Source organism: Mannheimia haemolytica, from assembly GCA_900638155.1.
GTDB classification, from domain to species: Bacteria; Pseudomonadota; Gammaproteobacteria; order Enterobacterales; family Pasteurellaceae; genus Mannheimia; species Mannheimia glucosida.
Map to the genome: position 1 here is coordinate 798,890 of LR134495.1, position 24,037 is coordinate 822,926.

The window sequence follows — 24,037 nt, forward strand, 5'->3', positions numbered from 1 at the left end:
TACAAATAGCGTAAAATACGCGCACTTAAATTTATGAGTCTAACTTTTTGTGGTCAGATCAAAATAGGTGGCGGTTTTTTATATTGGTTAAGATTATGTTGAACATAGGTTCTACGTAATCTTTTTTATTTTTATATAGGGTCGATTATGAATCAAATTTTTAAAGTTATTTGGAATCAGGCAACACAAAGTTGGGTTGCAGTATCTGAATTACAACGAGCGAAAGGTAAAACGAAGTCTGTTAGTTCTGCAAGTAAGGCAACATTGGCTTTATTGGCTGGAGCTAGTGCTGTATTGGGAGCTACTAATGCTGTGGCTGTTGTATCTATAGGTTCAACAACAAGTAATTATATTTCAACGCAAGCAACGGCATCATCGGAAAACGCAATTGCTATTGGTGCGGATTCAATCTCAACAGGAAGATCTACTATTGCAATTGGTACAAATGCGAATGCAACACATAGAACAAATTTAGTGGATCCAGAAGATACTTCTTACATTACTAGTAATACTGGTGTAGAGAGTCTCAATAATACTGGTCAGAATTGGGCATTAGTGCCTTCAATTGCTATAGGTATGGGAAGTTCTGCTACTTCTGCAAATGCGATAGCATTAGGAACAGATACTCATGCAACAGGTAACCGCGCAACAGCTTTTGGTGCAGGAGCTCTAGCTACTGGTAACCGTTCAACAGTAATGGGATGGAGATCTGCCGCCAGTGGCACTCGCTCATTTGCAATGGGTTCAGGTGCAACCGCAAATGCTGATTTTTCAGGTGCAATGGGGGATAAGTCTGTTGCAAATGCTACTTATTCTTTAGCTTTAGGTTCAAGTGCTAATGCAACTTCTACTGCAACTAGAGGTACAGCGATTGGTTATAATGCGACAGTTTCAGGTGTTAATGCGACAGCTTTAGGGGTAAGTGCAGTATCTTCCAGCCAGTCTACGGTTGCAATTGGTGATAGTGCGAAAGCAAGCGCCAGTTTTGCTATTGCCTTAGGCTCAGGTGCTAATGCAACGCTAAATAATTCTGTTGCTTTAGGGAGCAATTCAACAGTTTCTAATGCTGTGCCAGTTCCTTCTGCGACGGTAAATGGTATTACTTATTCGGGCTTTGCGGCTAATACTACGGCAGCAGGGAATGTTGTTTCTGTTGGCTCAAACACGATCAAACGCCAAATCCAAAATGTGGCAGCGGGTCAGATTTCTGCTACATCAACCGATGCAATTAATGGTTCACAGCTTTATATGGCAATGAACGCAACAGGTAACCTTGCTAATTCAACTAAAAATATTTTAGGTGGTAATGCTACAGTAAATCCTGATGGTTCTATTACTTATACTAATATTGGTGGAACAAATAAAAATACCATTGAAGAAGCACTAAAAGCGGTAAAAACAGAAGTTGTTGCAGGTAGCAATGTTAATATTACAAATGCAACCGGTGCGAATGGACAAACTATTTATACAGTAAATGCGTATAACACCACGGCAAATTCTTCTAGCCCTGATTACATTACTGTAACAGGTAAAGCTGCAACTGCTGCGAATACAACTAACTATGAAATTGGTTTAACTAAGAAAGCCATTGATGACTTTACGAAAGATACCCAAGCTACTGTTGTTTCAAACGATGGTACAGTAACTGTAAAAAGTACAGAGAGAAATGCAAATGGCACGGTTATTTATGATCTTTCTGTCAATATTCCTGCGCAAGCAAGCCAAATTCAATATTTCTCTGTAAATTCAACCGTACCTGAGAATCAAGCTAATGATGGCGCGAAGAGCAGAAACTCAATTGCGATCGGCCCGAATGCAACGGCAACAGGTGGAGAGCAAGCGGCAGTAGCATTAGGTACAAACTCAAATGCAAATGGTAACGGAGCGTTATCTTTAGGTGTGGCTACGGTTTCAAAAGGTATTCAAGCTACGGCAGTTGGTCATTCAGCAAATGCAACGGCTAATGGTACAACCGCACTTGGTCGCCAAACAAACGCGACAGCAGGTGATGCTACAGCGGTAGGTTCTAATGCTAATGCAACGGCTGAAAAAGCCTCTGCCTTTGGTGTTGCAGCAAATGCGAGTGCAAATGCCTCTTTGGCCGTAGGTGCAAATTCAATTGCCTCAGCACAATCAGCAGTGGCTGTTGGTACACGTGCTAATGCAACAGCTCAATTTGCTACAGCATTAGGTATGGGGGCTCAAGCTACTCTGAATAGTTCTGTTGCTTTGGGTAGCGAATCAGTCGTAAGAGCAGCAACACCAACTGAAAATGCAACGGTAGGGGGTATTACTTATAATGGCTTTGCCGGGGTAAATAAAGATACTAACTATGTTGTTTCTGTAGGCTCTGCAGATAAAGAGCGTCAAATCCAAAATGTGGCAGCGGGTCAGATTTCTGCTACATCAACCGATGCGATTAATGGTTCACAACTTTATATGGCAATGAATGCAACCAGTAACCTTGCAAATTCAACTGCAAATAATTTTGGTGGCGGTTCTGTTGTGAATCCGGATGGCTCTGTGACTCAGCCTAAATATAATGTAACGAATGCAGCTGGAACTCAGTATGGTAATACTGCAACAAATGTTGGCGATGCAATTACGAACTTAAATAACTATGTAAACCAAGGTTTCAATATTAAAGATAATGCGGGTACAACCAAAGGTACTGTGACCCCAAATGAATCTGTACAATTTGTAAACGGTAAAGGTACAGTTTCAAATGTTACACAAGAAGCTGATGGCGTAACTAAAGTAACCTTTGATGTGGATACCGGTTCTATCACGGTTGATAACACAACAGGTGCAGTCACTACCCCTACAGATGAAAATAAAGTTGCAACAACTAAAACAGTTGCTGATGCAATTAAAAATTCAGGCTTTACGGCAACATCTAGCCAAAGCGCAGGTGAAGTATCAGGTACTTCAGCTGAGTTGGTTAACCCTGGCGATACAGTAACTTTTGATGCAGGTAAAAATATCAAGATTACTCAAGCTGGTAGTAACTTTACTTTCGCAACTAAAGATACGGTTGAATTTGATAAAGTAACAACCAAAACGTTAGAGATCCCAACGGACACAGCAAATAAACCAATTACCATCACTAAAGATGGCATTAACACAGCCGGTAAGCAAATCAAAGATGTAGCGGACGGCGTAGATGGTAAAGATGCGGTAAATGTTGATCAGTTAAAAGCGGCAAAATGGACACTTCAAACGTCACAAGATAATGCGGCTACGGATAAAGTAGGCGATATCAATGCAGATGATAAAGTGACCATTGATGGTAAAGGTGTAATTAAAGTCACTAATACCAAAGAAGCGAATAATGAAAGCAAAGTTCATATCGCACTAGAAACTCAAGCGATTAAAGTAGAAAACGGGCAGGCAACGACTGATGGCAACTCAAAAACGGGTGATACAGTAAATACAGCACCAAATACCAATGCTATTGCAACGGTGGGTGATGTAATTAATGCTGTGAATAATGTGAGTTGGTCTATCTATCAAGGTGCCGATAAAGTTAATGATGTGAAAGCGGGTAACGAAGTTCACTTTGTTGATAGTGACCAATTCACTGCATCGGCTACAAAAGATGGTGATACTAAAACCAATGTGACATTTACTGCGAAAACTGTTTCATTAACTGATGCGGATAATAACGGTAAGGTTGATGCTCCACAAACTGATGCGGATAAGAAGAAATTAGTTAATGCAGGAGATATTGCTAATGCAATTAACAATTCAGGCTTTAAAGCAAAAGCGAATGGTGATGATGGGGAATTAATCAACCCAGGTGATGAAGTTAACTTTAAAGATGGTGAAAACATTAAAGTTACTCGTGATGGTAGCAACTTTACGATTGCAACGGCTAAAGATGTGACTTTCAATAATGTAACATCTAATAATATTAGTGTACCAACCGGCACAACAGCTAATGATAAGCCAATTACCATTACTAAAGATGGCATTGATGTTGCAGGTAAACCAATTACTAATGTGGCAAGCAACCTGCCGGCGACTAACAGCACTGGTGATGCTAATAATACCGTTTCACAAGCGAAACCGGAAAATGTGGATAACATCAAAAACAATGCAGCAACAGTTGATGATGTGTTGAATGCAGGCTGGAATTTACAAGAAAATGGCGGAGCGAAAGACTTTGTTAAAGCTTATGACACAGTAAATTTTGTTGACGGTAAAGGTACGAAAGCAAATGTAACAATGAACGCCGATAACAGCGTAGCGAATGTGACATTTAATATCGATGCCGGCACTATCACTGTAGATGACAAAGGTGCAGTAACTACACCTGCAGAAGAAGATAAAGTTGCAACTACAAAAACAGTTGCTGAAGCAATTCAGAAAGCAGGTTGGAATGCAAAATCTGGTGGCAACAAAGCTGATGGTGATCAAGAAGCAGCAGAGTTGATTAATCCGGGTGAAGAAGTGATTTTTGCAGCAGGCGATAACTTAACCGTTAAGCGTGTAGGCAATCAGTTTACTTTTGCAACGGCTAAAGACGTTAAATTTGATAGCGTAGCATTTGGTGATAATGGCCCGAAAATCACGAATAAAGATGGTAATGTTAATATTGCAGGTAATGATGGTAATCCAACCAAAATTACAGGCGTGAAAGCAGGTGAAGCTGATACTGATGCGGTGAATGTAAGTCAGTTAAAACAAGCAGCAGCAGCGTCCAAAACCGAAGTGAAAGGTTCAGGTTTAGCAACTGTTGGTGCACCTGAAACAGGTGATAATGGTCAAACAATCTATACGGTAGATGTAGCGAAAGCAGGTGCTCCTACAGTAACTCGTGGTAATGTGGCTGTTAAAGAAGGCGATGAAAACAAAGTTATGACCGCAGGTGATGTGGCTGATGCAATTAATAATTCAGAGAAAACCTCATCTGTAGTAGCTGGTTCTAAAGCCGTAACTGTTAAAGCCGGAAAGGAAGATGATAAAGGCAATACTGAATATACGGTAGATGTTGCAACGGATAAATCTATCGGTCGTGATAATGACGGTAATATGACAGTGAATACTGACAACGTTACTATCGTGAAAGATCCGACAACAGGCGAAGTTAAAGCGAATACCACAACATTAAATAATTCTCCTGAAGGTAAAGTTACTGAGCCTACAGGTGACGATGCTAAGAAATTAGTGACGGCAGGTGATATTGCTAATGCAATCAATAATTCAGGCTTTAATGTAACAGCAGGTGATGGTATTGATGGTGGTGAAACCAAAGGTAAGAAAACACAGCTAATCAAGCCAAGTGAAACAGTTACCTTTGATGCGGGTAAAAATATGACACTTACCCAAGCTGACGGTAAATTCACTTACACAACGAAAGATAATGTTGCATTCAACAGCATTGATATGAGCAATGGTAAACCAGATACAACAGGCTCAATCACTAATCTGAAGAGCGGCGTGGGTGGTACATTTGCAGATAAAGCAGCACCAACAGATGCAGAGCGTAAAGCGATTGCGGATAATATTAACAACGCAACAGGTGATACGTTGAATAATGCTGTGAATGTGGGTGATGTACAAGCAGCAATGAAAGCAGCAACCACCAAAGTGGAAGGTAATAAAGGTGTTACTGTAACATCTAAAACTAACGATGACGGCTCAACCACTTATACCGTTGCAGCAAAAACGGATGGTACAACCATTAAGGTAAACGATAAGGGCGAAATCACGGCAAACACCAGCGAGTTAACAAATAACCCTGATGGTAAAGTGGAAGAGCCTACAGAACCAAATGCATTAGTAACAGCTAAAACCGTTGCAGATGCAATTAACAATGCAGGTTTTAACATTCAAGCAAACGGTGACGAGAAGAGCCTGGTGAAAACAGGTGATACGGTTCAGTTCTTAAATGGTAAAAACATTGAGATTACCCGTGATGGGAATAACATTACTGTTTCAACTGCAAAAAATGTGAACTTTGATAGTGTACAGTTCGGAAATGAAGGTCCTAAGATTACTAACAATGGTGGTAATATCAATGTTGGTGACAAAGACGGTAATGCAGTCAAAGTAACTAATGTAGCTGCCGGTGATGTAAATGCAGATAGTAAAGATGCAGTAAATGGTAGTCAGCTTTATACTTTCGCTATGGCATCTCGTGAAGAAGTGAAGTCGACTGATAAATCAGTTACGGTTAACACGACAAAAAATGCTGATGGCGCGAATGTGTTCGATCTTTCTGTGAATACGGACGATGTAACGATTGTAAAAGATCCTACAACCGGTGCGATCAAGGCTAACACTACGGCATTAAATGATGCAAATAATGACGGTAGAATTGATGAACCAACAGCTGATGATGCTAAGAAATTAGTGACAGCAGGTGATATTACCAACGCCATCAATAACTCAGGCTTTACGTTGAAAACTTCTGCTGTAGAAGGTGGAGAAAAGCTATCAGGTGATAATGAACTAATTAACCCTGGTAAAGTAGTTGAAATGGTTGCAGGTAAAAACTTGACCGTGAAGCAAGAAGCAGATGGTAAAGTAACTTATGCGACTAAAGATGATGTTAAGTTTGACAGTGTGACTTCTAACAGTGTAACTGTACCAACAGATGAGGCAAACCCTGCAAATAACCCGATTACTATCAATAAAGACGGTATTAATGCAGGTAATAAAGCGATTAGCAATGTAGCGTCTAACCTGGCACCGGTTACACCGATGAATGAAAAACAACCATCAGATAACAGTCCGGAAAACTTAGCTAACAAGCTAAATAATGCGGCAACAGTCGCAGATGTGCTGAATGCTGGTTGGAATTTACAAAATAACGACACGGCAGTTGATACAGTGACACACAATGACACTGTTAATTTTGTAAACGGTAAAGGTACAACGGTATCCGTAACGCCAAATGCAGACGGTACTGTGAATAATATTCAGGTGGACAGCCCGATTGAGTTTGTTAACCAAGATCCTGCTGATAGCTCAACCCCAAGCAATACAGCTAAATTTACCGGTGAAGCACCAGTACAATTAGGCAATGTGGCAAGTGGTGTTCGTAAGCCTGATGGCACAACACCAGAAGGCAAAGAGCGTGCAGAAGCTCTTAACAATGCATCTGGTGATACCGTAAACAATGCGGTAAACGTAGGTGACTTACAAGCAGCGACAAAAGCAGCGACCACCAAAGTGGACGGTAATCAAGGTGTTGTTATTACACCTACCACCAATGGTGATGGTTCAACGACGTATACAGTAGCAGCGAAGACTGACGATACTACTATTAAAGTAGATAGTGAAGGTAACATCACTGCAAACACCAGCGAGTTAGGTAACAACGCAGACGGTACGGTGAAAGCACCAACTCAACCAAATGCGTTAGTGACTGCTCAAACTGTTGCAGATGCAGTGAATAATGCAGGCTTTAATATTAAATCTGCAGGTAATAAGGCTGCCGGTGACCAAGCTGCGACTAAGCTAGTGAAAACGGGCGAAGAAGTTGTGTTTGAAGCAGGTGATAACTTAACTGTTAAACGTGATGGTAATCAATTTACTTTTGCGACAGCAAAAGATGTGAGCTTCAACAGCGTACAGTTCAGCGAGAATGGTCCGAAAATCACTAATGATGGTGATAACATCAAAGTCGGTGATAAAGACGGTAAACCAACTAAGATCACTAATGTAGCAGATGGCGATATTAGCCCAGTAAGCACAGATGTTATCAACGGTAAACAGCTGAACAACTATGCGAAAGTGAATGGTAATAACATTGGTACTGATGAAGATGGTTCTATCAATATCGTAAATGGTAATGGTACAACTATTACCAGTGATAAGGCTGGTGAGGTGAAAGTGAACGTAAACAGCACAGATTTAACCGTTGCTGATAACGGCAAAATCAATGTTCAAGATCCTAACGGTACCGGTTCACACTTTGTGAATGCAACAACAGTAGCAAATGCCGTAAACAACGTAAGCTGGAACGTAGATTCTAAAGCAGTTGGTACAGGTGTGGTTGAAGGGGATAAAGCCCCTGCGAAAGTAAAAGCAGGTAGTACAGTGAGCGTGAATGCAGGTAATAACATCAAAGTGACACGTAAAGGTTCTGATGTAACTGTAGCCGTTTCAGATACCCCTGAATTTACTAGCGTTAAGACTGGTGATACATTGGTGAACAATAATGGCGTAACCATTAATAATGGCTCTGCAGGAAAAGCGGTAAGCTTAACCAAAAACGGCTTAGATAATGGTGGTAACCGTATTACTAATGTTAAAGCAGGTGAGGCAGATACCGATGCGGTTAATGTTGGTCAGTTAAAAGGTGCTGTTAATCACTTAAATAACAAGATCCATCGTAATAACCGTGAAGCCCGTGCAGGTATTGCCGGTTCAAATGCAGCAGCAGCGTTACCGCAGGTTTACATTCCAGGTAAATCTATGGTGGCTGCAGCAGGTGGTACATTTAAAGGTGAAAACGCGCTTGCAGTAGGTTATTCACGTTCAAGTGATAACGGTAAGCTTATCTTGAAATTACAAGGTAATGCGAATAGCCGAGGCGACTTTGGTGGCGGTGTAGGCGTTGGATACCAGTGGTAATTTAGCCTAATTGAGTTGAAATCCCCTTCTTCGGAAGGGGATTTTTATGTTATATTGAGGCTAAAATTTATGGTGTAAGCGGTAAGATTTGTAAAAAAATTTGCAAATCTTACCGCTTGTAATTAAGAGGTAAAGAATGAAAAAAGCAGATATTCAGAAAATGCAGGATTGTTATAACCAATGGGTAGCACTATTACCAGAATTGGAAAAAGGGATAGAGCAATGGAAACAAGCTACTGCACTTTTGGAGCCATTAAGTCAGTTTTATGCTAGCCCGGAATGGCGTGAATTACATGATAGTTTTGATGAACAGTTAGATACTAAAGGCAATTATAGTATCTTGTCAGAAGATGCGTTATGGAATGCGTTATCTGAACATCATCAATTAGCACTAGAATGGTTAAAGCTATCGACTGCATATATTACGAAAGAATAAAAACAGACGCTTAGGCGTCTGTTTTTTTATGTTGATGAAGCTTGTTTATTGGCATAATAGGTGGAGCCACGAATCAGCATTCTTAGCTGCATAATGACACGTTGCTTTAGTTTTTCCCGTTCTTGATTGTTCATATCCAAAGCATGAGAACCGGCAGTAAATACTAGCGTGACTAAACCTTCCGATTGAATATAAGCAAGTTCTCGGTTACTGTGATTATCTTTGCTCATAATATAGTCCGCCAATTCAGCTACAAAATGTTGAATTTCGCGTGATGCTGCGGTTCTAAACGCTTGCGATGTACCGGAACTTTCGCGTAATAATAGCTGGAAAACATTGGGACGGTCGGCAATCAGTTCGAAGAATGTTTCTACTGAAACCACAACAACACTTCCGCCATTTGCAATTCGCTTTCGTGCTTGCCTCATTAATTGGCGTAATAGTAGCCCGGATTCGTCCACCATTGCTAAGCCTAGCTCGTCCATATCTTTAAAGTGGCGGTAAAACGAAGTCGGTGCGACTCCAGCTTCACGCGCAACTTCACGCAAACTGAGATTAGAGAAATTTTTTTCTGAGCTTAATTGATTAAAGGCGGCTTCTACTAATGCTCTGCGTGTTTTTTCTTTCTGAATTGCACGCACACTCATACCGTTTGCCATTTTACGCCTCGGATTGCATAATTTTAGTAATGGCTTGAGCTAAACGCTCATAGCGGGCGCGTAATGGTGAACCTGGTCGATACACCATTCCCACAGCTCGAAACGGTTTCGGGTTTTCAAGTGGAATATAATGTACTCCTTTAATCGGTTTAGCGGCTAATTTAGGAATTAATGCTAGGCCAACATTTGCTGCTACCATATTGCGTAAGGTTTCAAGGTTGGTAGCTTTAAAGTGTGGATTTTCTTTTGCTCCAATGGATAGACAATAGTCTAGCGTATTAGTGCGTAAACAATGGCCACTGTCTAAAAAGAGCAACTCACGGTTTTTTAATAAATTCATATCGAATTTTTTAAGCGCTGCCCATTCGTGTTGTTCTGGAACTACCAAGTACATTTCTTCATTAAAGATAGGCACTTCAATAAAAGATTCACTCTCTTTTACAAATGAGATAATGCCACAATCAAGCTGGCCGGATTCAAGTTGATCTAATAATTGGTTGGTTTGTAATTCGTAAATATACAGCTCTAAATCTGCAAATTCTGCTTTTAATGCAGGCACAATAATTGGCGAAATGTAAGGCCCCAAGGTTGGGATTACACCAACATGAAGCGGGCCAGACATCTCTTTACCTTGGTTGCTTGCCATTTCTTTTAGAATTTTTACTTCACGTAAAACTACCTTGGCTTGTTCAACTAATGTTAAGCCTGCTTGCGTAAAGAGGACTTTGCGACTGGTTCTTTCAAGCAGAATAGTGCCTAGTTCGTCTTCTAATTTGCGAATTTGCCCGCTTAAAGTAGGTTGGCTAACATTACAAGATTCTGCTGCACGACGGAAATGCTTATGTTCTGCAAGTGCAATAAGGTATTCTAAATCTCGAATATTCACTTGATTCCTCCAATTTAAATTTTTCCTATTGTTCCGATAGGCTGAATTATGCCATATTTGTGAGTACAATGCCTAAGATTTTTATAATATATAATTCTATAGGAGAACATTAATATGTCTTTTAAAGATATGACGGGTCAGAAAGTGCCCAGTGTAACATTTCGTACACGTCAAAACGATGCTTGGGTTGATGTCACAACCGATGAGTTATTTAATAACAAAACGGTAGTTGTGTTTTCATTACCCGGAGCATTTACACCGACTTGTTCATCAACACATTTGCCTCGCTATAATGAATTAGCTTGTGAATTTAAGGCATTAGGGGTAGATGATATCATCTGTATGTCAGTTAATGATACCTTTGTAATGAACGCTTGGAAAGCAGATCAAGAATCTGAAAATATTACTGTTATTCCTGATGGTAATGGTGAGTTCACAGAAGGTATGGGGCTATTAGTTGATAAAAATGACCTTGGGTTTGGCAAACGTTCTTGGCGTTATTCTATGCTGGTGAAAAACGGTATTGTGGAAAAAATGTTTATTGAGCCACAAGAACCGGGCGATCCGTTTAAAGTATCAGATGCTGATACAATGATTAAATATTTAAGTCCGAATTGGACAGCGAAAGAGTCTGTTTCGATTATCACTAAACCGGGCTGCCCGTTCTGTGCAAAAGCAAAAGCATTATTAAAAGAGCAAGGCTATACTTTTGAGGAGATTGTGTTAGGTCGTGATGCAAGCACGATTTCTGTACGAGCAATTACAGGTAAAACCTCTGTTCCACAAGTATTTATCGGCGGTAAACATATTGGTGGTAGTGATGAGTTAGCTGCTTATTTTGCAAAATAATAGGCAAATATAACCGCTTGTAATGCATAAAAAGAGGGATTAAGTTTAATACTTAATCCCTTTTCTATTATTGAATATTTATTTCAACAAATAGGCACGCAGTGTTGCAAAATCCGCTGCCATTTCATCGGATAACAGTGGCAGTTTGTTGTGCTTATCTAATGCTTCCGGTAACGGCAATTCAATCGCTAAAATGCGTTCCACCGACTCTTTGAATTTTGCCGGGTGAGCGGTGCATAAGAAAATACCGGTTTCGCCTTGTTGTAGCTGATCTTTTAAGCTTTGATAAGCAATAGCACCGTGTGGCTCACACAGATAACCTTCCGCATATTGGGCTTTCAAAGCAGCTTCGGTTTCGGCATCGTTTAATGCGGCAGAACCCAATTCAGACAAATTCCAACCATTGCGTTTAAATAATTCTTCAACTCGTGGCCAGTTGTTCGGACGGCTGACGTCCATTGCATTAGAAAGGGTTGCAACGGTCGCGTTTGGTTCCCATTTGCCTGATTGTAAATAGCGTGGCACGGTGTCATTGGCATTGGTTGAGGCAATAAAACGTTTAATCGGTAAACCTAATGTTTTGGCAATTAAGCCAGCGGTTAAGTTACCGAAGTTACCGCTTGGCACTGAAACCACCACGTTATCTCGTTTTTCTTTTGGTAACTGAGCAACTGCTTCAAAGTAGTAACAAATTTGAGCCAATAAACGACTAATGTTGATGGAATTTGCTGAGTTTAAACCAATCGCTTGGCGTAGCTCGGCATCATCAAAGGCTTGTTTTACTAAGGCTTGGCAAGCATCAAAGTCGGATTCAATCGCAACAGTGCGAATATTACCGCCTAAGGTACAGAATAATTTTTCTTGCAATGGGCTGATTTTGCCTTTCGGGTAAAGAATGACCACGTTGATGTTTTCCAAACCATAGAAAGCGTGAGCCACTGCCGCACCGGTGTCGCCTGAGGTAGCGGTTAAAATAGTAATTTTGCCGTCTCCTCGCACGTTGGCTAAGGCTTGAGCCATAAAACGACCACCAAAATCTTTGAAAGCTAAAGTCGGGCCGTGAAATAGTTCTAACGCATAAATATCATCATTGACTTTGGCAAGTGGTGCAGGGAAGGTAAAGGCGTTTTTCACCATTGTGTTAAGTGTTTCTGCCGGTAGTTCTTCACCGATTAAGGCTGAAAGAATTTTTTGGCTGCGTTCAACCAAAGGTAAATCTAATAATTCATCAATGTTATCTAATTTGGGTAAAACTTCAGGGAAAAATAGCCCCTGATTTTTGCCTAAACCTTGGCGTACCGCTTGGGCGAAATTGACTTGTTCTTCAGGGTGTTTGATGTTGTATAAGTTCATTGCGGTTAATCCTTTGTTTTAAAATGTGAATTTTTACCTGATTTTAGCCATAAGCCGTGATTAGTCAATGCAAAAGCGAAAAATAAGCGGTATGATTTGTGAAAAATTTTGCAAAGGAGATAAAAATGAAAACCACTGTTAGAACTATCGCAAAACAAAAACAGATTGCCTTAGTGGCTCACGATAGCTGTAAACAAGATTTAATTCGTTGGACACAAACTCATCAAGCCCAACTTGCCTCGCATAAGCTTTACGCCACCGGCACTACCGGCCATTTGCTTGCCAGAGAAACGGGGCTTGAAATCACTTCGCTGTTAAGTGGCCCGATGGGGGGAGATCAGCAATTAGGCGGGCTGATCGCAGAAAAGAAAATTGATCTACTGGTGTTCTTTTGGGATCCGATGAATGCCGCTCCGCACGATCCTGATGTGAAAGCCCTGATGAGGATTGCAACCGTTTGGAATATTCCGGTGGCGATTAACGAAACCACTGCTAATTTTCTGTTAAATGCGGATTTGTTCAATCAAGCAATCAGCGTGAATGTGCCAGATTATGATGGCTATTTGGCAGAACGTTTGGGGTAGTGTAGGTAGGGGCAGGTTCTGTGCCTACCCGAAATGAGCAAATATGAATAAATTTTTAAGATATCTACAACAGAGCTGGCTTTCGGAAAATGTAATTAAAACGCTGCCGATGTTTATTTCGCTAAACATTGCCGCGGTTAGTATTTGGCAACTCGGTATTTCTGATTTTGCGATGCCGTTGATGTTGGGCATTATCGCCGGCGGTTTGGTGGATTTAGACAACAGCCTAATCGGACGAGCGAAAAATCTGATTATCAGCCTAGTGGCATTCTCGTTTTCCTCGATTGGAGCGAGTGTGTCGCTCTATTTGGGTTGGCTGTTTGTGCCGGTGGCGGTGGTTTGCACCTTTTTGCTGGTAATGTTAGGGGCAATCGGGCAACGCTATAGCACCATTGCGTTTGGCACGCTGATTGTGGCGGTTTATAACAGCCTGACTTATACGCCTGAAGTGTTGTGGTATCACAATGTGCTGATGATCTTACTTGGCACTTTACTCTATGGCTTGGTCGGGATTTTGGTTTACCTGATTTTCCCGAATCGAACTGTACAGGAGAATTTAGCGTCCGCCTACCTTGCATTGAGCCACTATTTACTGGCGAAATCTGCTTACTTTGACCCCGATGATGACGATTTAGCTGCGAAACAGTTAGCTTTGGCGAAAGCCAACAGCGAGGTGATGGCTGCTTTTGATAAAACCAGAGTCGCTCTATTCTACCGCCTAAGACGCCAGCACAAGCAACAACGGACACAGAGAATGTTGCGTTACTATTTCAGCGCTCAAGATATTTTAGAGCGGGCAAGCTCCAGCCATTATCAATATCACGAGCTGTTTCAACAATTAAGTAACAGCGATTTAATGTTCCGATTTCAACGGGTGCTGGAATTACAGGCTGCGGCGTGCCAAAAAATTGCAATGTCGTTACGTCATAGGGAAGTCTATGAACACGGCTTTCGTGGCGAAAAAGCCTTGCAGGGGTTACTTAACTCCTTGAATTATCACCAAGAACGGGGCTTGAAAAGTGCCTATCGTTGGCGTGCTATTGCAGAAAATTTAGGCAATATTGAACGGCAATTAGCTCAGATTGAACAAGGCTCAAGCAGTGGTGAGCATATTGAGCCATTAAGCAAAAATTTCACTAAATCTCACCGCTTGATCGCCGAAAATATTACCGGCTTAAGCAATATCAGCCAAGCGATTAAAGCCCATTTAACCTTTGAATCCCAACTGTTTCGACACGCCGTTAGGCTGTCGATAGTGGTGCTGTTGTGCAGTGCGATTGTGCCGATTTTAGGCTTTGACAGCAAAGGCTACTGGATTTTACTCACTGCCATTTTTGTCTGCCAACCGAATTACACTGCTACCAAGACCCGACTGATTCAGCGTGTGATCGGCACAATTTTCGGTGTGCTGGTTGGTGGTTCTTTTGAACTGTTTAACGTAACGCTCAGTCTGGAAGCCCAGCTTGGGCTAATTGTACTGACCGGCTCGCTTTATACCTTTTTCCGCTTGGTACACTATGGCTTTTCAACCTTTTATATTACTGTGTTAGTGATGATAAGCCTTGATATTGCAGGCGTGAGCCTTGAAAGCGGTATCTTAATGCGAATGCTTGATACCTTACTAGGTACAGCGATTGCGTGGCTGGCGGTAGCATTCTTGTGGCCGGATTGGAAATATTTAAATTTACAACGCAACTTACATAACGGTTTGAAAGCCAGTGGGCAATATTTACGCCATATTATCGCCCAGTTGCAGTTTGGTTATAACGAGCAACTGCCTTACCGCATTGCTCGCCGTGATGTGCATAACCATTTATCGGCACTGAGTAATGCGATTACCAATATGTACAGCGAACCACAAAAATATGCGAACGATTTAACCTTCGCCCCAAAATTGTTAGGTATTGCTTACACCTTACTGGGCTATATTTCCACTTTAGGGGCTTACCGTATTGCCAGCCGAGAGATTAATCAGCAAGTGGATTTTTCCGCAATGTTCTTCTCTCACGCCAGAGAGGTAGCAAACATTATTGAGCAAATCGCCTCCGAGAGCCGTTCATTTGCAAAATTATCGGAAAAATTGACCGCTATCGACCAAGATCTCGCCCAGTTTGAGCAGGAAAATCAGCAAAAACAAAATGACCTTGCCTTAGTGTTGATACAACAACTGAGACTAATCGTACAGTTGTTACCACAGATGCAGAGCTTGCTGAAATCTACCTCCGGCAATAGATGAAATAAGGACGGGTATAAACCCGTCCTACCATTTATTAATTAGTGAGTCTATTTGCGTTTATGATCGTAATGAATCTTCCATAACATTCTGGCATCTAAATTTGCAGAGGCAAACATCGTTAAGAAAACCGCTGCACCAAAATAGAAAGCGGCTTCCCCTACCGAGAAACTCAGAATTTGCCCACGTTCTAATAATGACATCATCAGCGATAACACGAATAAATCCAGCATTGACCAGCGTCCGACAAAATGGACGTAGTGCAGTAGTTTCATTTGCCAATGAATTGAGTGTTTCCATTTGTAATGAATCGCCAGCAAGAGATAAAAAATAATCGTAATTTTGCTCACCGGCACCGCAATACTAGCGATAAACACAATCGCTGCCACGGTATAGCTTCCCATTTCCATAAATAGAATGACCCCCGACATTAATGAATCTGCCGAAACCTGCCCTGCCAATTCAGTGGTCGAAATCGGGAAAATATTTGCCGGAATCATCATAATCGTTCCTGCAATTAAGCAAGCCCAAACCCGTTGTATTTTAACGTTATCGGAAATTGATAAATTGCTTTCACAACGAGGGCAGCGTTGTTGTCCTTTTAAATCCAAGATGGTTTCATCAAAGCAATATTCACAGGTCGGGCAAAGGGTCGGGTTGCTTGGGTGGTCAAAGGGTAATGCGTGATATTCAGGGTAAAAGCGTTCCCACGCTTGTTTGGGATCGGTTTTAATAAAAAGTAGGGTGTTTAAGATCGTTACTAACACAAAGGCGATTAGATTTACATCGAAATGTAAGTCGGCATAGTCTCGAATTTTAAAAGCAGCTACTGCCAGGGCAACTAAATAGACATCAAGCATTACCCATTCTTTTATTTTAGTTAAGAAAATTAGAGTGTAACGGGGGCGTTGGCGAATAATACGTTGTAGCTGAATGGTTAAAATTAGCAATACAAATGCAATCGGCATTATTACCGCGCAGACTAGCACCATAAAAGCGGTGTAAGGGTAGCCCTCCGTTGCCATCTTCCAAATACCGTCCCATACGGTAGCATTAATTTTGATGCCGAGTAAGTCAATGCTCATCAAGGGAAAAGTAAGTGCGAAGGGAAGCAAAATTAAGATGGCTAATGCCAGAAAAGCACTGCGGTGCAAGCTCCATGTATTGCTTTTGCGTAATATATTATGGCAGACCGGGCAAACGGCATTGCCATTTGACGTGAGCGGGACTCGCACTTGTTGCCCACATTCGCTACAGCTTTGTAAAATGATTCTGTTTATTTTCATTTTTTGATCTTCTATTAAATTAGGTGGTTATTTTCTACTTTATCGTAGAGATTGCAAGCGGTTAAATTTGGCAAACTTTTTTCAAATTGCATTTTATGCAATATAAGATATTAATATTTTCAATTTACGCAATGTTAGGTTAAGGTATAATCAAATCAAACTATAACAATGTGCAAACAAAACATCATATCAATTTCATTAATTCAAATAAGGATTAAAAATGGCTAACTATTTCAACACATTAAATTTACGTCAAAAATTAGACCAATTAGGTCGTTGTCGCTTTATGGATCGTAACGAGTTTGCAGACGGTTGCAATTTCTTAAAAGGCAAAAAAATTGTGATTGTCGGCTGTGGCGCACAAGGTTTAAACCAAGGTTTAAATATGCGTGATTCAGGCTTAGATATTGCTTACGCTTTGCGTGCCGAAGCAATTGCTGAAAAACGTGCTTCATTTAAACGTGCTTCTGAAAACGGCTTTGTAGTGGGTACTTATGAGCAATTAATCCCAACAGCAGATTTAGTGATTAACTTAACGCCGGACAAACAACACTCAAAAGTGGTTGCCGATGTAATGCCGTTAATGAAACAAGGTGCAGCATTCGGTTATTCACATGGTTTCAACATTGTTGAAGAAGGTGAGCAAATTCGTCCGGATTTAACGGTTGTGATGACTGCTCCGAAATGCCCGGGCACGGAAGTGCGTGAAGAGTACAAACGTGGCTTCGGTGTGCCAACCTTAATTGCAGTTCACCCGGAAAATGACCCGAAAGGCGAAGGTTTAGCCATTGCGAAAGCGTGGGCGAGTGCTACCGGTGGTGATCGTGCCGGCGTATTAGAATCTTCATTCGTGGCAGAAGTGAAATCTGACTTAATGGGTGAACAAACCATTCTTTGCGGTATGTTACAAGCCGGTTCAATCGTATGCTACGACAAATTAGTGGCGGAAGGTAAAGATCCGGCTTACGCAGGTAAATTGATCCAATACGGTTGGGAAACGATTACCGAAGCGTTAAAACAAGGCGGTATCACCTTAATGATGGATCGTTTATCGAACAGTGCAAAATTGCGTGCGTTCGAGCTTTCTGAGCAAATCAAAGAAGAATTAGCGTTCTTATTTGAAAAACATATGGACGACATCATCAGCGGTGAGTTCTCATCAACTATGATGGCAGACTGGGCAAACGGCGATGTAAACTTATTAAAATGGCGTGAAGAAACTGGTAAAACTGCCTTTGAAAACGCACCACAAGCAGACGGTATTAAAATTTCTGAGCAAGAATACTTTGATAACGGTGTGTTAATGGTTGCAATGGTGAAAGCAGGGGTTGAATTAGCGTTCGATACAATGGTTTCAGCAGGTATTTATGAAGAATCGGCTTACTACGAGTCTCTACACGAGTTACCGTTAATCGCAAACACCATCGCTCGTAAACGTTTATACGAAATGAACGTGGTAATTTCAGACACCGCAGAATACGGTAACTACTTATTCTCTCACGTTGCAACGCCGATTTTAGCGGAGAAAATTATCCCAACGTTAGAGAAAGGTGATTTAGGCGAGCCAACTCCGGCAGTGGAAATCGACAACGTTACCTTACGTGATGTGAATGATGCAATCCGTAACCACCCAATCGAGTTAATCGGTCAAGAATTACGTGGTTATATGACAGATATGAAACGTATCTCTTCACAAGGCTAACAAGCGGTTAGATTTACACAAAATTTTGCAAAAGTGCGGTAAAATAACCGCACTTTTTACCACTAACTAAAAAACCTGTAAGTGTTGGCTTACAGGTTTTTGTTTTGCAAAAAATAGTGTAAATTAAACCGCTTGTTGCCTTATTTAGTTAATAAATCTAATGCTTCTTGATATTTGGCTACGGTTTTTTCAATTATCTCTGCCGGCACTTTCGGGGCTGGGGCTTGTTTATTCCAACCGCTGTTTTCCAGCCAGTCACGCACGAATTGTTTGTCAAATGAAGGGGGATTTGTCCCTTCTTGGTAGGTTTCAACCGACCAAAAACGGCTGGAATCCGGGGTGAGGACTTCGTCCATTAGCGTTAGTTCGCCGTTTTCATCTAAGCCGAATTCAAATTTGGTGTCACAAATAATAATGCCTTTGGTCAGGGCGTAGTTTGCCGCTTCAGTGTAGAGTTTTAGAGCGGCATCACGCACTTTGGCGGCAAGTTCTTGACCGATCTGGCGTTCGCACTCTTCGTAGCTGATATTAATATCGTGATCACCCACCTCGGCTTTGCTGGACGGTGTGAAGATCGGGTGTGGTAATTTACTTGCCTCAACTAAGCCTTCCGGTAATTTTAAGCCGCAGATCGTGCCGGTTTGTTGGTAATCTTTCAGCCCCGATCCGGTCAAATAACCCCGCACGATAGATTCAATTTTCACCGGCGTTAAACGTTTGCAAACAACTGCACGATGTTGAATAGCCTCTGCCTCTTCTTTCGGTAGCACGTCAAACACAGTGTCGCCGGTGAAGTGGTTTGGCATAATATGAGCTAATTTGTTGAACCAGAAGTTGGAGATCTGGGTAAGGATTTCGCCTTTACGGGGAATAGGATCGTCTAAAATAACATCAAAGGCAGATAATCGGTCTGTGGCAACCATTAGCATACGTTTTTCGTCGATTTCGTAGAGATCACGGACTTTGCCGGAGTAGATCTTTTTGAGGCTGATTTGCATAGTGTTATTCCTACTTTGTTGAATTTGCAAAAAATCAGGCAAATTATACCGCTTTACGCAAACGTTTGCGATAATTGTTTTAGGGAGATGAAAAATAGCAATTTTTAATAAAAAACACTTGTCATTGCCAAAATTTAGGCGTATCTTTTGAAACAATTTAGTTTGGAGAACAGCAAAATGGCATTTATTCGTACTCATCACCACCATCATTTACCTGAATAATCTTTCGGGCATTTGGTATGTGCGGAAGATAAGACTTCCGAGTACGCCTAAACGCAGCACAAATTTAACCCTCTCGGAAGTGATTTCGAGAGGGTTTTTTATATTTACAATTTAAAACATAAGAAGGAAACAACAATGACAACACAAGATCGATTAAGAATTGCGATGCAGAAAAAAGGTCGCCTAAGTCAAGAGTGTAGTGAGTTACTGAAACAATGTGGCGTGAAAATCATTTGGAACGATCAACGCCTGATTGCCTATTCAGAAAATATGCCGATTGAAATTTTGCGGGTGCGTGATGATGACATTCCGGGCTTAGTTTTTGATGGCGTGGTCGATCTCGGCATTATTGGCGAAAATGTGCTAGAGGAAGTTGAATTAGGGCGATTAAGTGCAGGTGAGAACGTTGCCTATAAAAAACTCCTCCAGCTCGATTTTGGCGGTTGCCGTTTATCGTTAGCGATTGATCGTGATAAAAAATATCACAATATCAAGGAATTAGAAGATGCTGTGATTGCGACATCGTACCCAAATCTATTAAAACGGTATATGAAAGAGCAAAATGTGCCGTTTAAAAGTATTTTACTCACCGGTTCGGTTGAAGTTGCCCCAAGTGCAGGCATTGCCAATGCAATTTGCGATTTAGTCTCCTCAGGGGCAACATTAGAGGCGAACGGGTTAAAAGAAGTTGAAGTCATTTACCGCTCAACTGCTTGTTTAATCCAACGCCAAGAGCCACTTTCAGCAGAAAAACAAGCGTTAGTCGATAAGCTATTAACCCGTATTCAAGGGGTACAACAAGCAAGCGAATCAAAATATATTATGCTCCACGCACCTAAAGACAAACTGGCGGAAATTACCGCTTTATTACCCGGTGTGGAAAACCCGACTATTTTACCCTTAGCTAACGACCAAACCCGTGTGGCAATGCACGTTGTCAGCCAAGAAAACCTGTTCTGGGAAACGATGGAGCAGCTAAAAGAAATGGGAGCAAGTTCCGTATTAGTCTTACCGATTGAGAAAATGTTGGCGTAAAAGGAATCAAATATGCAAACCCTAATTTGGAACAATTTAACAGAAAATGAGCAGCAGCAATATCTTGCCCGTCCGGCACAGGTGGTTGGCGAGAGTATTAAAGCGGCGGTCGATGAAATTAAAGCCAATGTACTCGCTAACGGCGATAAGGCATTATTTGAGCTGGCTGAAAAGTTTGATAAAGTGAAATTGGAGAGCTTAGTGGTATCAGAACAGCAGATTCAGCAAGCACAGAGCCGTATTTCACCAGAGCTTAAGCAAGCGATTCAAAATGCGAAAGCGAATATTGAGGCTTTCCATCAGGCACAGCAAAATCAAGAGGTGGATATTGAAACTCAACCCGGGGTGCGTTGCCAAGTCATCACTCGCCCGATTAATGCTGTAGGGCTGTATATTCCGGGCGGTTCAGCTCCACTTTTCTCTACTGTGTTAATGCTTGCAGTGCCGGCAAAAATTGCCGGTTGTAAGAAGATTGTGCTTTGCTCGCCACCGCCGATTGCTGATGAAATTCTCTACACCGCCCATTTGTGTGAGGTAGAAACAATTTATGCGGTGGGCGGGGCTCAAGCAATTATTGCGATGGCAAATGGCACACAAACGGTAGCGAAAGTAGATAAAATTTTCGGCCCGGGCAATGCGTTTGTGACGGAGGCAAAACGCCAAGTTGTGCAAGAAGGCACGGCGATTGATATGCCGGCAGGCCCGTCTGAAGTGCTGGTGATTGCCGATGAGTTTGCCGATCCTGCATTTGTGGCGAGCGACTTGCTCTCTCAAGCGGAACACGGAGCTGATTCCCAAGTGATTTTAGTCACGCCAAGTGAGAGCTTGGCACAAGCGGTCGATGAAGAATTAGAAAAGCAGGTGGCAGTTCTGCCTCGTGCTGAAACTGCCTGTAAAGCATTGGCTCACAGTCGAACTTTTATTGCTGAAAACGTGCAACAAGCTGTCGAAATTAGTAATAAATATGCGCCCGAACATTTAATTGTGCAAACTGAAAATGCCCGCTCACTGTTAGCGGATTTAGATAATGCCGGCTCGATTTTCTTAGGGGCGTATTCGCCGGAAAGTATGGGGGATTATGCCAGCGGCACCAACCACGTTTTACCGACTTATGGTTATACTAAAACCTATTCGAGCTTAGGCTTGGCTGATTTTAGCAAGCGAATGACGGTGCAGGAGCTGACACCACAAGGCTTTCTAGCCTTAGCTGAAACGGTTGAGCGAATGGCAAGTGCAGAATTGTTAGATGCACACCGTAATGCGGTTAGTTTACGAGTGGCAAAATTAAAAGCCTAAATACAAGCGGTTGAATGGGTAAATTTTTTTGCAAATTTGACCGCTTGTGTCTTTAAGAAACAAGAAATGAAAATAAGCGAACAGTTGAGTTCGCTTATTTTTGGTTTAACCCCTGTAGGATTTTATTTGGAATGTCGCCTTGAATTTGTTGCACCGCATAATCAATGGCGTAATAAAAGGCATTGGTGTTTGCTCCGCCGTGGCTTTTCACGACCACTTTGGATAAGCCGAGCAAGGTCGCACCGTTATGGCGGTCTGGGTTAATTTGTTGCAATTTGCGGTAGTAACGGTAGAACATCACTTTCAGTAAATACCGTTTGGTGTTACGGCAGATATTAGAATCTGCTTTTTCTTTTTTAAACAGAGAAATAATGTTTTTAGCTGCCCCTTCCAACGCTTTTAACGCGATATTACCGGTGTAGCCATCGCAAATAATCACATCGGTGAGATAGTTTGTTAATTTATCGCTTTCAATAAAGCCGGTGTAATTTAAGTCTTGTCTGTTTTTCAGCAGTTGATGCACCGCCTGAAGTTGTGCCGTACCTTTATTTTCTTCTGTACCAATATTCAATAAAGACAGGCGAGGGTAAACCAAATCAAGCATTACTTGGGCAAACAGATTTCCCATTTCGGCAAATTGTTGTAGCTGGTGATTGCTTACTTCAATATTTGCCCCTAAATCTAACATTACGCTCGATTTTCCGTTGAGGGTAGGAATTAGCGAGGTGAGCGCAGGGCGTTCAATATTCGGTAAAGGTTCAATCAATAATTTTGCCAGCCCCATTAACGCACCGGTGTTACCGCCACTGACACAACCTTGTGCCTTGCCCTCTTTTACTGCCTCAATCGCTAACCGCATAGAACTATTTTTGCTTTGGCGGATGGCAGTAGTAAACGGAACATCGGCTTCGATCACTTGTTCGGTATGATGAAGTTGGATTTTAGGGTGATTAAGTAGAGCGTGTTTTTGTAATAAAGGGGTTATTTGGTGTTCATCGCCAAATAATAAAAAAGAGAGGCTTGGATTTTGTTTTAAGGCTTTTTCCAGTGCAGGAATAGTAACACGGGGACCAAAGTCCCCGCCCATCACATCTACTGCAAGAGTGATATCAACCAAGATAAACCTCGAAAGGAATTATTTGTTGATTACTTTACGACCACGGTAGTAACCGTCTGCAGTTACATGGTGGCGAAAGTGAGTTTCACCACTGGTTTTATCTACTGAAACTGCTGCAGTTGTTAATGCATCGTGTGAACGACGCATATCACGACGTGAACGAGATTTCTTATTTTGTTGAACAGCCACGGGCTTTCTCCTAGATCTAGTTTTTCTTTAAATTAGCTAATACTGCGAACGGGTTTGGTTTTTGTGCCAGTTCTTCCGGCAATTCGCCAAATACCTGTTCACTCACGGACACTTCACAGTGTTCTTCACTATGCATCGGGACTAGAGGTAATTCAAGAATAAATTCATCTTCAATCATATCTAGTAAATTTACTTCACCGAACTCGTTTACTTCGATAGGTTCATAAATTTCGGGCAAGATGTCCGCCTGATCCATGTTAGACACCGGACTGAAAACAAATGAACAGTCGAGCGTTTGTGTAAACGGGTCACCACATCGTTGGCAATCAAGTTCCACATCCACTTTGGTCGTGCCTTTAATCACAGTCAAGCGTTGCGGATCGACATATAACGAGAGAGTAACTTGTGCATCATGCACATTACATACTAATTCACCCAAGCGTGTTAGAAGATTACCTGAAATGTAGCCTTCATAATCTACGCGACGCTGAGCGTCTTTGTACGGGTCAATTGTAAGGGGTAGTTTTACCTTTTGCATAGGGTGTGCATATTACAGATAGAAAGCAAATTAGTCAAAGGAAAATTATTGTTTTCAGCGAGATAATC

16 protein-coding genes and 1 other annotated feature are annotated in these 24,037 nt (G+C 41.6%); of the genes, 8 read left to right on the top strand and 8 right to left on the bottom strand.

Going from position 1 to position 24,037, the window contains the following annotated elements; genetic code table 11:
• Positions 1-147: 147 nt before the first annotated feature.
• Both EL242_RS11555 and EL242_RS04215 read left to right on the top strand, forming a co-directional pair.
• The gene (locus EL242_RS11555) at positions 148-8,586 is read left to right on the top strand and encodes a YadA-like family protein (RefSeq protein ID WP_232019693.1); all 8,439 of its coding nucleotides are present in this window, start codon (positions 148-150) and stop codon (positions 8,584-8,586) included.
• Positions 8,587-8,722: 136 nt separating this feature from the next.
• Positions 8,723-9,022, top strand: a complete 300-nt coding sequence (locus EL242_RS04215; RefSeq protein WP_126301622.1) for a DUF4298 domain-containing protein — start codon at positions 8,723-8,725, stop codon at positions 9,020-9,022.
• A gap of 26 nt (positions 9,023-9,048) precedes the next feature.
• On the opposite strand, the gene fabR is transcribed toward EL242_RS04215, so the two are convergent.
• On the bottom strand, positions 9,049-9,681 hold the full coding sequence (fabR, locus tag EL242_RS04220; protein WP_006250448.1) for an HTH-type transcriptional repressor FabR: 633 nt from the start codon (positions 9,679-9,681) through the stop codon (positions 9,049-9,051).
• Position 9,682: 1 nt separating this feature from the next.
• Complete coding sequence (oxyR, locus tag EL242_RS04225; protein WP_006251712.1) at positions 9,683-10,567, bottom strand: DNA-binding transcriptional regulator OxyR; 885 nt, start codon at positions 10,565-10,567, stop codon at positions 9,683-9,685.
• A gap of 114 nt (positions 10,568-10,681) precedes the next feature.
• On the opposite strand from oxyR, the gene EL242_RS04230 reads away from it, so the two are divergent.
• Positions 10,682-11,416 (top strand): glutathione peroxidase, encoded by a 735-nt coding sequence (locus EL242_RS04230; protein WP_006251713.1) that lies wholly within the window; start codon positions 10,682-10,684, stop codon positions 11,414-11,416.
• Between the two features lie 78 nt (positions 11,417-11,494).
• Here the strand turns inward: EL242_RS04230 and thrC are convergent, their stop codons facing one another.
• Positions 11,495-12,769 (bottom strand): threonine synthase, encoded by a 1,275-nt coding sequence (gene thrC / locus EL242_RS04235; RefSeq protein WP_126301623.1) that lies wholly within the window; start codon positions 12,767-12,769, stop codon positions 11,495-11,497.
• Between the two features lie 125 nt (positions 12,770-12,894).
• Between thrC and EL242_RS04240 the strand changes: the two genes are divergently transcribed.
• Together EL242_RS04240 and yccS are read left to right on the top strand one after the other, a co-directional pair.
• Complete coding sequence (locus EL242_RS04240) at positions 12,895-13,353, top strand: methylglyoxal synthase (protein WP_006250444.1); 459 nt, start codon at positions 12,895-12,897, stop codon at positions 13,351-13,353.
• Between the two features lie 43 nt (positions 13,354-13,396).
• Complete coding sequence (gene yccS, locus EL242_RS04245) at positions 13,397-15,589, top strand: YccS family putative transporter (protein WP_126301624.1); 2,193 nt, start codon at positions 13,397-13,399, stop codon at positions 15,587-15,589.
• A gap of 47 nt (positions 15,590-15,636) precedes the next feature.
• On the opposite strand, the gene EL242_RS04250 is transcribed toward yccS, so the two are convergent.
• A complete protein-coding gene (locus tag EL242_RS04250; protein ID WP_126301625.1) occupies positions 15,637-16,872 on the bottom strand; it encodes a paraquat-inducible protein A in 1,236 nt (411 codons plus the stop codon).
• 220 nt (positions 16,873-17,092) lie between these two features.
• Between EL242_RS04250 and ilvC the strand changes: the two genes are divergently transcribed.
• Positions 17,093-18,574 (top strand): ketol-acid reductoisomerase, encoded by a 1,482-nt coding sequence (ilvC, locus tag EL242_RS04255; protein ID WP_126301626.1) that lies wholly within the window; start codon positions 17,093-17,095, stop codon positions 18,572-18,574.
• Positions 18,575-18,714: 140 nt separating this feature from the next.
• Here ilvC and EL242_RS04260 read toward each other — a convergent pair whose 3' ends face one another.
• Positions 18,715-19,572: a phosphoribosylaminoimidazolesuccinocarboxamide synthase gene (locus tag EL242_RS04260; protein ID WP_126301627.1), complete on the bottom strand. Its 858-nt coding sequence runs from the start codon at positions 19,570-19,572 to the stop codon at positions 18,715-18,717.
• A 197-nt stretch (positions 19,573-19,769) separates the two neighbouring features.
• Positions 19,770-19,897: a sequence feature (His leader region), on the top strand.
• A 32-nt stretch (positions 19,898-19,929) separates the two neighbouring features.
• Here EL242_RS04260 and hisG point away from each other — a divergent pair.
• Together hisG and hisD are read left to right on the top strand one after the other, a co-directional pair.
• Complete coding sequence (gene hisG / locus EL242_RS04265) at positions 19,930-20,829, top strand: ATP phosphoribosyltransferase (RefSeq protein WP_126301628.1); 900 nt, start codon at positions 19,930-19,932, stop codon at positions 20,827-20,829.
• 12 nt (positions 20,830-20,841) lie between these two features.
• Positions 20,842-22,125 (top strand): histidinol dehydrogenase, encoded by a 1,284-nt coding sequence (gene hisD / locus EL242_RS04270; protein ID WP_126301629.1) that lies wholly within the window; start codon positions 20,842-20,844, stop codon positions 22,123-22,125.
• A gap of 94 nt (positions 22,126-22,219) precedes the next feature.
• Here the strand turns inward: hisD and plsX are convergent, their stop codons facing one another.
• The 3 genes from plsX to yceD are packed head-to-tail and all read right to left on the bottom strand — an operon-like array spanning position 22,220 to position 23,969.
• Positions 22,220-23,242 (bottom strand): phosphate acyltransferase PlsX, encoded by a 1,023-nt coding sequence (gene plsX / locus EL242_RS04275; RefSeq protein WP_126301630.1) that lies wholly within the window; start codon positions 23,240-23,242, stop codon positions 22,220-22,222.
• Positions 23,243-23,260: 18 nt separating this feature from the next.
• The gene (rpmF, locus tag EL242_RS04280) at positions 23,261-23,431 is read right to left on the bottom strand and encodes a 50S ribosomal protein L32 (RefSeq protein WP_006251723.1); all 171 of its coding nucleotides are present in this window, start codon (positions 23,429-23,431) and stop codon (positions 23,261-23,263) included.
• Positions 23,432-23,447: 16 nt separating this feature from the next.
• Complete coding sequence (gene yceD, locus EL242_RS04285) at positions 23,448-23,969, bottom strand: 23S rRNA accumulation protein YceD (protein ID WP_126301631.1); 522 nt, start codon at positions 23,967-23,969, stop codon at positions 23,448-23,450.
• Positions 23,970-24,037: the final 68 nt, after the last annotated feature.